The sequence below is a fragment of the Alteromonas sp. ABE4_545 genome, from assembly GCF_056161325.1.
This window is the reverse complement of the sequence record NZ_JBSWYY010000051.1, coordinates 1-7556: the sequence shown is the minus strand read 5'-3', so window position 1 is coordinate 7556 and position 7556 is coordinate 1. Positions and strand designations below refer to the sequence as shown.

The window sequence follows — 7556 nt, the reverse complement described above, 5'->3', positions numbered from 1 at the left end:
TGTGATGAGACTCGTACTTCCATCTTCGTAGCATACAGGCCTCGGACTCATTCATCCACGGGTAAACCCGTGGTGTTCTGTCGCTTCGCGACCGGTCACATAAAAAAGCCGAGCAATGCTCGGCTTTAGAATGACAAGATGGAAAGAGGTATACGGCGCTACAAAATAAACCGGCTAAGGTCTTCGTTATCCACTAACTCATCGAGATACTTGTTCACGTAATCCGCATCAATAGTGATTGACTCACCGCTCTTCTCAGACGCATCAAAAGAAATATCTTCCATCAAGCGTTCCAACACAGTGTGTAAACGGCGAGCACCGATATTTTCAGTGCGCTCATTCACTTGCCATGCGGCTTCAGCAATGCGTTGAATGCCAGTATCTGTGAATTCCACAGACACGCCTTCGGTTTTCATTAACTCAACATACTGTTCAGTAAGTGAAGCATTAGGCTCAGTAAGAATACGCTTAAAGTCGTTCACTTCCAGAGCAGACAACTCAACGCGAATTGGCAAGCGGCCTTGCAACTCAGGGATAAGATCAGACGGCTTACTCATTTGAAATGCACCAGAGGCGATAAACAAGATGTGGTCCGTTTTCACCATACCGTGCTTGGTTGATACGGTAGAACCTTCAACCAATGGCAGTAAATCGCGCTGCACACCTTCGCGTGAAACATCGGCAGAAGTATTGCCTTCACGCTTACAAATCTTGTCGATTTCGTCGATGAATACAATGCCGTGTTGCTCAACTGCTTCAAGAGACTTCTCTTTCAACTCTTCTTGATTCACTAGGCGTGCAGCCTCTTCTTCAATCAGAATTTTGTAGGCGTCTTTGATTTTGAGCTTTTTCTTTTTCTTTTGGTCACCCGACAAGTTCTGGAACATGCCCTGAAGCTGGTTGGTCATTTCTTCCATACCAGGAGGTGCCATAATCTCTACACCGACTTGAGCTTGGGCTACGTCGATTTCAATTTCTTTGTCGTCGAGTTTACCTTCGCGCAACTTCTTGCGGAAAGCCTGACGGGTACCGCGATCTTCCACGTTTTCTTTTTGTCCCCACACATCTTCTGGTGGTGGTACAAGTACGTCTAGAATACGTTCTTCCGCCGCTTCTTCAGCGCGGTAACGTACTTTTTTCATTTCTTGCTCTTTGGTCATTTTTACCGCGATATCAGCAAGATCACGAATAATCGACTCAACTTCTTTACCCACATAGCCCACTTCGGTGAACTTGGTCGCTTCAACTTTAATGAATGGCGCATTGGCCAGTTTTGCCAAGCGGCGAGCGATTTCGGTTTTACCCACGCCGGTAGGGCCGATCATCAAGATATTTTTAGGTGTAACTTCTTGGCGCAGTTCTGGCTCTAACTGCATACGACGCCAACGGTTGCGCAGTGCAATCGATACTGCGCGCTTAGCTGACTGCTGACCAATAATATGGCGGTCCAGCTCATGGACAATTTCTCTAGGTGTCATTTCAGACATACAAAAACCCTTATTCCTGTCTTTGTTAGTAGTGGTGCAATGCCCACCGAATGCCGAATTTAGTATTCCAGCATTTCTACTGTTTGGTTCTGGTTGGTGAACACACAAATGTCACCCGCGATATGTAGTGCTTTTTCGGCAATGTCTTTGGCTGACAACTCAGTATTTTCCAACATAGCTGTTGCTGCCGCTTGTGCATACGGGCCACCAGAGCCAATTGCAATCAAGTCATTCTCGGGCTGCACTACATCGCCGTTACCGGTAATAATTAATGACGCCGTTTCATCAGCCACGGCAAGTAAAGCTTCGAGACGTCGCAGCGCTCGGTCGGTACGCCAGTCTTTCGCGAGTTCAACTGCCGCGCGAGTGAGGTGCCCTTGGTGCATTTCAAGTTTAGACTCAAAACGTTCAAAAAGAGTAAAAGCGTCTGCGGTACCACCAGCAAAACCGGCGAGTACTTTGTCATGATATAAGCGACGCACTTTTCTTGCGTTGCCTTTCATTACGGTATTGCCAAGTGACACTTGCCCGTCACCGGCAATCACCACTTGATTATTTCTGCGTACAGATACGATCGTAGTCACGTCAATTCCCACCTTTGGGTTCAACCGCCAATGCGGTTTCGTTCAATCAATGGTAGGAAGATGGGGGAAACACTGGGAAATTCAAGGGTAAGATAAAAACCCGATGACGATTAGGGGCTTTAACAGCAGGCAAAGTAAACAAGCACCGCATCATCAATGACGCGGTGCTTCAAAAGCTTACAAATTCCAGTACCAAATTTGACAAGTGGCAATATTGATTTTGCGCAACGAGTGCTTAGTGCGTTCGGCATCACGCTTGCTGTCGAACGGCCCGAGTATCACTCTAAACCAATCGCCATTATCACCCGAACTGCGGCGAATTTGCGCTTCAAACCCTTGGAAGGCGATTTTCGCTTTCATTTCCTCAGCCTGTGGACGCGTGCGGAAAGAAGCGCATTGCATCAAGTAGCGCTTATCAGATTCTTCACGCTCCTCAACATCTACCTCTACTTCATAGCCTGGTAGGGTTTTAATATATTCCCATTCTTCTTTGGGCAGCTCTGGCAATTCGTCCTCCGCTTTAGGCGGTGGCGCAGAAACGGTTTGTGCGTTGTCTGCGGGGGCCGAATCTTTTATCGACCATAAAAACGAGGCAAACCCAATGAGTAACACTAATACACCCACTACGCGAATCCATGGGATCACGCCTGTAGGTGGTGTTTGCTGCTGTCGCGAAGCTTGCTGTCGCCCAGCGGGTTTCGCCTTGCGATTATTCTGTTTGGTATTTTTTTTATTCTGTGGCGCGCGACCACGAGACACATAATCTTTCTGAGCCATTGTTATTCGTCGTTGGTTTAAGGCTATATCTATAGAGTACAAGTTGTTAACTTGCGCCAGTGTAGCGTGAATTTGTCAAAAAAGCTGCTTAAGTGTTACCCGTTTACCGGCTTTTTTAAGTTAAGAGAAATCAGCAGGGTCAACATCTATAGACCAACGCACTTTACTCGCAAGAGGCGCTTGCTCAATGGAGGGTAAACAACGATGCAGTACCCCATGCACTTGGGCCCGAGTTGCCGACTGTATAACCAGCAAGTACCGAAAACGCCCTTGCCGCTTTTCAATGAGCGCGGGAATAGGGCCCATAAAATTCACCCCGGAGTCGGTTAGCGCCATTATCTCTCTCGCTTGCTGTAAAAAATGGAACCCCGTAGCTTCCTCTACCGACTCAGCACGTAACGCTATTTGCACGGTAAAAGGTGGCAATGCTGCCATTTTCCGTTCCAGTAACGCATGACGGGCAAAATGTGCAAAACCGTTTTGGGTTAAATCTTGTAACAGCGGATGACCAGGGTTGTATGACTGCAACCACATTTCTCCGGGTTTCGATGCGCGCCCCGCTCGCCCCGCCAATTGGGTCACTAACTGAGCCAGCTTTTCGGATGCCCGGAAGTCAGCAGAAAATAACGCGCCATCACTATCGAGGATCACAACCAAAGTTACGTGTGGAAAATGGTGACCTTTGGACAGAATTTGCGTGCCAATCAACAACTGATATTTGCGCTGGTTAATCTCATCCAATAAACGGGTTAGCTTGTCTTTGCCTCTTACCGCGTCACTGTCGATACGCACTTGTTTGGCATTGGGAAATAGCTGAGTTAAACCTTGCTCTAGTCGTTCTGTTCCCATTCCTGTCGGTTGCAGATTATGACCATGACAACTTGGACACTCAGTAGGAATAGGACGTGCCCCACCGCAATGGTGACACTGTAAACCTTTATTGTGTTTATGCACGGTATAAGGTTTATCACAACGGCGGCACATCACGCTTTCACCACAATGCTGGCATATCATGGCAGGAGCAAACCCACGGCGGTTAAGAAAGACGAGGACCTGATTTCCCATTTCCAAATGCTGACGCATGATTCGCAGCATCCCCTCAGCAACCCCTGAATGCAGTGGTTGGTCTCGCATGTCTAGAATATGCTGTTGGGTATGCGCAGCGCCCGCCGCGCGTTGTTGTAAAATCAAATGCTGATAGCGTTTATTGAGGGCATTGTTGAGTGTTTCCAAAGAAGGCGTTGCACTGCCAAGCAATAGCGGAATATTCTCGTGCTGAGCGCGCATCACCGCGAAGTCGCGAGCATGGTAGCGCAAACCGTCTTGCTGCTTATAAGATTCATCATGCTCTTCATCAACAATGAGCATACCGGGTTGTTTCATTGGCGTAAAAATAGCAGAGCGGGTACCAATAATAATGGCCAACTCTCCAGCCTTGGCTTTTTGCCACACCCCAAGCCGAGCCGTATCAGTCAATTGAGAATGCAGCACCCCCACTTCAACACCAAAACGTTGTTCAAACCGTGACACGGTTTGCGGTGTAAGGCCTATCTCTGGTACCAGAATAAGCACCTGCTTGCCCGCCATCACCACAGGTTCGATGGCCTGTAAGTACACTTCGGTTTTGCCACTGCCCGTCACGCCTTCGATTAGAAATGGCGAGAACTGCTGATTAGCAAGATTAATTGCCGCAATGGCAACACTTTGCTCTTTATTAGGAATGGGCTTCTCACCCAATTTCATAGCACTTAACCAAGACGAACCCTGAGTGTGTTTCGCTTCTAGCGGCGCCTCTTTGAGTTCGATAAACCCTTTTTCTTGTAACACCGAGAAGATGCGGCTGTCAGCAAGCTCACGAAAGGCCGTTTTCGAGCAAGGCCCCTGAACGAGCTTGGTTAGGGCATTAAATTGTTTCGGCGCTCGTTTTTTAACATCTTCAATCCCGCCTTCCCCCTCGGTGGTTAAATACACCCAGGGTTCATTTTTCGGTTCAGCAGCTTCGCCTTTTCGTAGCAATACGGGTAAAGCTGTACTAACCACTTCACCGATTGGATGGTGATAGTAGCGCGATAACCAATGACATAGCGTCACCAACGTATCGTCCAGTACTGGTGTTTCGTCAAGTACCGCTTCAATAGGCTTGAGTTTGCTTTCATCTATTGCCGCTTGGTTTGCATGCCCTTGCATCACCACACCAATTAATGCTCTGCGCCCAAAAGGCACGCGCACGCGCACGCCCAACGGTAACTCGCTAGTGTGTAAATAACTAAAGGTCTGACGCAATGGCACGGGAACGGCCACCTGAACTACAACCATGAGACTCCAACATTCACTGATGCGAGCGACACCCGCAACGTACCTTCCATGATAAAGACGATAACCTGAACAACCAAATTAAAATCACCCAAAGTCGATTTTATGTTGCATTTTTAATCACAATGGCTTGATCGAAATCCTGCCATACATTAGAATTCGCGCCTCTTTACGGCAAGCCCATTATGAGGTTTGCATATTTTAAGTTACGTATGGTGTTCAGCTTCGGGCTGGATAGCGATGCGGCCTTATTTTTGAGGTAACCCATGAAAGACGGTATTCACCCTAAATACGAAGCAATGACAGCTAACTGTTCTTGCGGTAACGAGATTGTTGTACGTTCAACACTAGGTAAAGACATCAACCTAGACGTATGTTCTGCTTGTCACCCATTCTACACAGGTAAGCAACGTAACGTTGATACCGGTGGTCGTGTTGATCGCTTCAAGAAACGTTTTGGTGCATTGGGCAAAAAATAAGCCTGATACAATAAAACGAAAAAAAGCGCCTTTGGGCGCTTTTTTTGTGTGAAAAATCTGCTTTTCTTCGAAATCCCTCACTCCAATTCCTTCTTCGATAAACGCGCAATGATATTCTTTCCTCACCCACAATAAATAGAACTAATGAATGATAATTAGTGTTGTGATAAATAAAAGAAATAACGAATATTGACACAAACACGTAATGGTCAGACCAAAATTATTGCTAGATTACTATCAACCTTTCCTCTTTCAACAAAACGTCGAACCATGGAAAGTGAAATTCTCTGTGTGTAGATGTCACCAGACAGAATTGCTAGAGACTTGTTTATAAGCCGTATTTTGTGTCGAAAGGGGAATATCTTAAACAGATAAGATATGTACAGTGAATATGGCTGTGCTACAGTTAGCTCGTACAATAAAAATAATAAACGCGACTGACTTAATCATTGTTAACACGCATAAATATGCCAGTGTCGACAGTGAAATAATATCGATAAAAACCCTCTCGCATATAGGACAAAAGAGAAAATGTCAGATTTTCGCCAACGTGCCCTCGATTATCATGCTCACCCTACACCCGGAAAAATCCGAGTTGAGCTATCAAAACCCGCCGACAGTGTCGACGATTTAGCATTGGCTTACAGCCCCGGCGTTGCGGAACCTGTGCGTGAAATAGCGGAAGATCCGTCTACCGCTTACCAATACACAGGTAAAGGTAACTTAGTTGCCGTTATCAGTAACGGTACCGCAATTTTAGGCTTGGGGAATTTAGGCCCGCTTGCCTCTAAACCCGTGATGGAAGGTAAAGCACTGCTGTTTAAGCGCTTTGCCGGACTCGACGCCATTGATATTGAAGTGAAACACCGCACTAGTGAGGAGTTTATCAATACAGTGGCTAATATCGCGGATACTTTCGGTGGTATTAACTTAGAAGATATCAAAGCACCTGAATGCTTCGAAATTGAACAAGAGCTAATCAAACGCTGTAAAGTCCCTGTGTTTCACGATGACCAGCACGGTACCGCCATTGTTACCGCAGCCGGTATGTTGAACGCCTTAGAAATTCAAGGCAAAAAAATTCAAGATGCTAAAATCGTATGCATGGGTGCAGGCGCCGCAGCTGTAGCCTGTATGGAATTGCTAATTAAATGTGGCGCCCAGCGTGAACGCATATACATGCTCGACCGCAAAGGTGTGATCCATACGCGACGTGAAGACCTCACCCCTCATAAAATGCTGTTTGCCAACAACACCGACAAACGCACATTGGAAGATGTGATGGCTGGCGCGGATATTTTTGTGGGTGTATCTGGCCCAGATTTATTACCGCCAGAAACGCTCGCGCTTATGGCTGAAAACCCCATCGTATTTGCATGTTCTAACCCTGATCCTGAAATTAAACCAGAGCTAGCTCACGAAGTACGCCAAGATTTAATTATGGCCACAGGGCGTTCTGATTACCCCAATCAGGTGAATAACGTTTTGTGCTTTCCGTTTATTTTCCGTGGTGCATTGGATGTACGCGCGTCGCAAATAAACGATGAAATGAAGGTGGCAGCGGTAGAAGCGCTGCGTTCTATTACCAAAGAGCCGGTGCCTGAAGCAGTACTCAAAGCCAGCAAGAGTGAGTCTTTGGAGTTTGGTAAACACTATATCATTCCAAAACCCATGGACCCTCGCCTGTGCGCCCGTATTGCAAAAGCAGTAGCCAATGCAGCCATTGCCTCAGGTGTGGCACACATTGAAAGTTTGCCACCGAACTACATGGCTGAGGCCGAGTAAAACGCAAAAGCCACCAACAAGGCTGTCTCTTGATCACAAGTCAGCCTCAAGAGAACGGGCCAAATCGTAACCTTCAAGGATGGTTTGTAGTTTGAACCATCCTTCCCATAGGGCTTTTATTGACGCCTTGC

At 46.8% G+C, this 7556-nt stretch carries 6 protein-coding genes; 2 read left to right on the top strand and 4 right to left on the bottom strand.

Annotated features, from left to right (window positions below):
- Positions 1–158: 158 nt before the first annotated feature.
- The 4 genes from hslU to priA all read right to left on the bottom strand — a co-directional run bounded on the left by hslU (position 159) and on the right by priA (position 5164).
- Positions 159–1487: an HslU--HslV peptidase ATPase subunit gene (gene hslU / locus ACXAH6_RS20085; RefSeq protein WP_474879749.1), complete on the bottom strand. Its 1329-nt coding sequence runs from the start codon at positions 1485–1487 to the stop codon at positions 159–161.
- A 59-nt stretch (positions 1488–1546) separates the two neighbouring features.
- Complete coding sequence (gene hslV / locus ACXAH6_RS20080; RefSeq protein WP_474879748.1) at positions 1547–2071, bottom strand: ATP-dependent protease subunit HslV; 525 nt, start codon at positions 2069–2071, stop codon at positions 1547–1549.
- Positions 2072–2248: 177 nt separating this feature from the next.
- Positions 2249–2848 (bottom strand): SPOR domain-containing protein, encoded by a 600-nt coding sequence (locus ACXAH6_RS20075; RefSeq protein WP_474879747.1) that lies wholly within the window; start codon positions 2846–2848, stop codon positions 2249–2251.
- 120 nt (positions 2849–2968) lie between these two features.
- Positions 2969–5164, bottom strand: a complete 2196-nt coding sequence (priA, locus tag ACXAH6_RS20070; RefSeq protein WP_474879745.1) for a primosomal protein N' — start codon at positions 5162–5164, stop codon at positions 2969–2971.
- Positions 5165–5427: 263 nt separating this feature from the next.
- On the opposite strand from priA, the gene rpmE reads away from it, so the two are divergent.
- Together rpmE and ACXAH6_RS20060 are read left to right on the top strand one after the other, a co-directional pair.
- Entirely contained in the window at positions 5428–5640 is a 213-nt protein-coding gene (gene rpmE / locus ACXAH6_RS20065) for a 50S ribosomal protein L31 (RefSeq protein ID WP_474879743.1), read from the top strand.
- 531 nt (positions 5641–6171) lie between these two features.
- Positions 6172–7425, top strand: a complete 1254-nt coding sequence (locus tag ACXAH6_RS20060; protein ID WP_474879742.1) for a malic enzyme-like NAD(P)-binding protein — start codon at positions 6172–6174, stop codon at positions 7423–7425.
- Positions 7426–7556 lie beyond the last annotated feature (131 nt).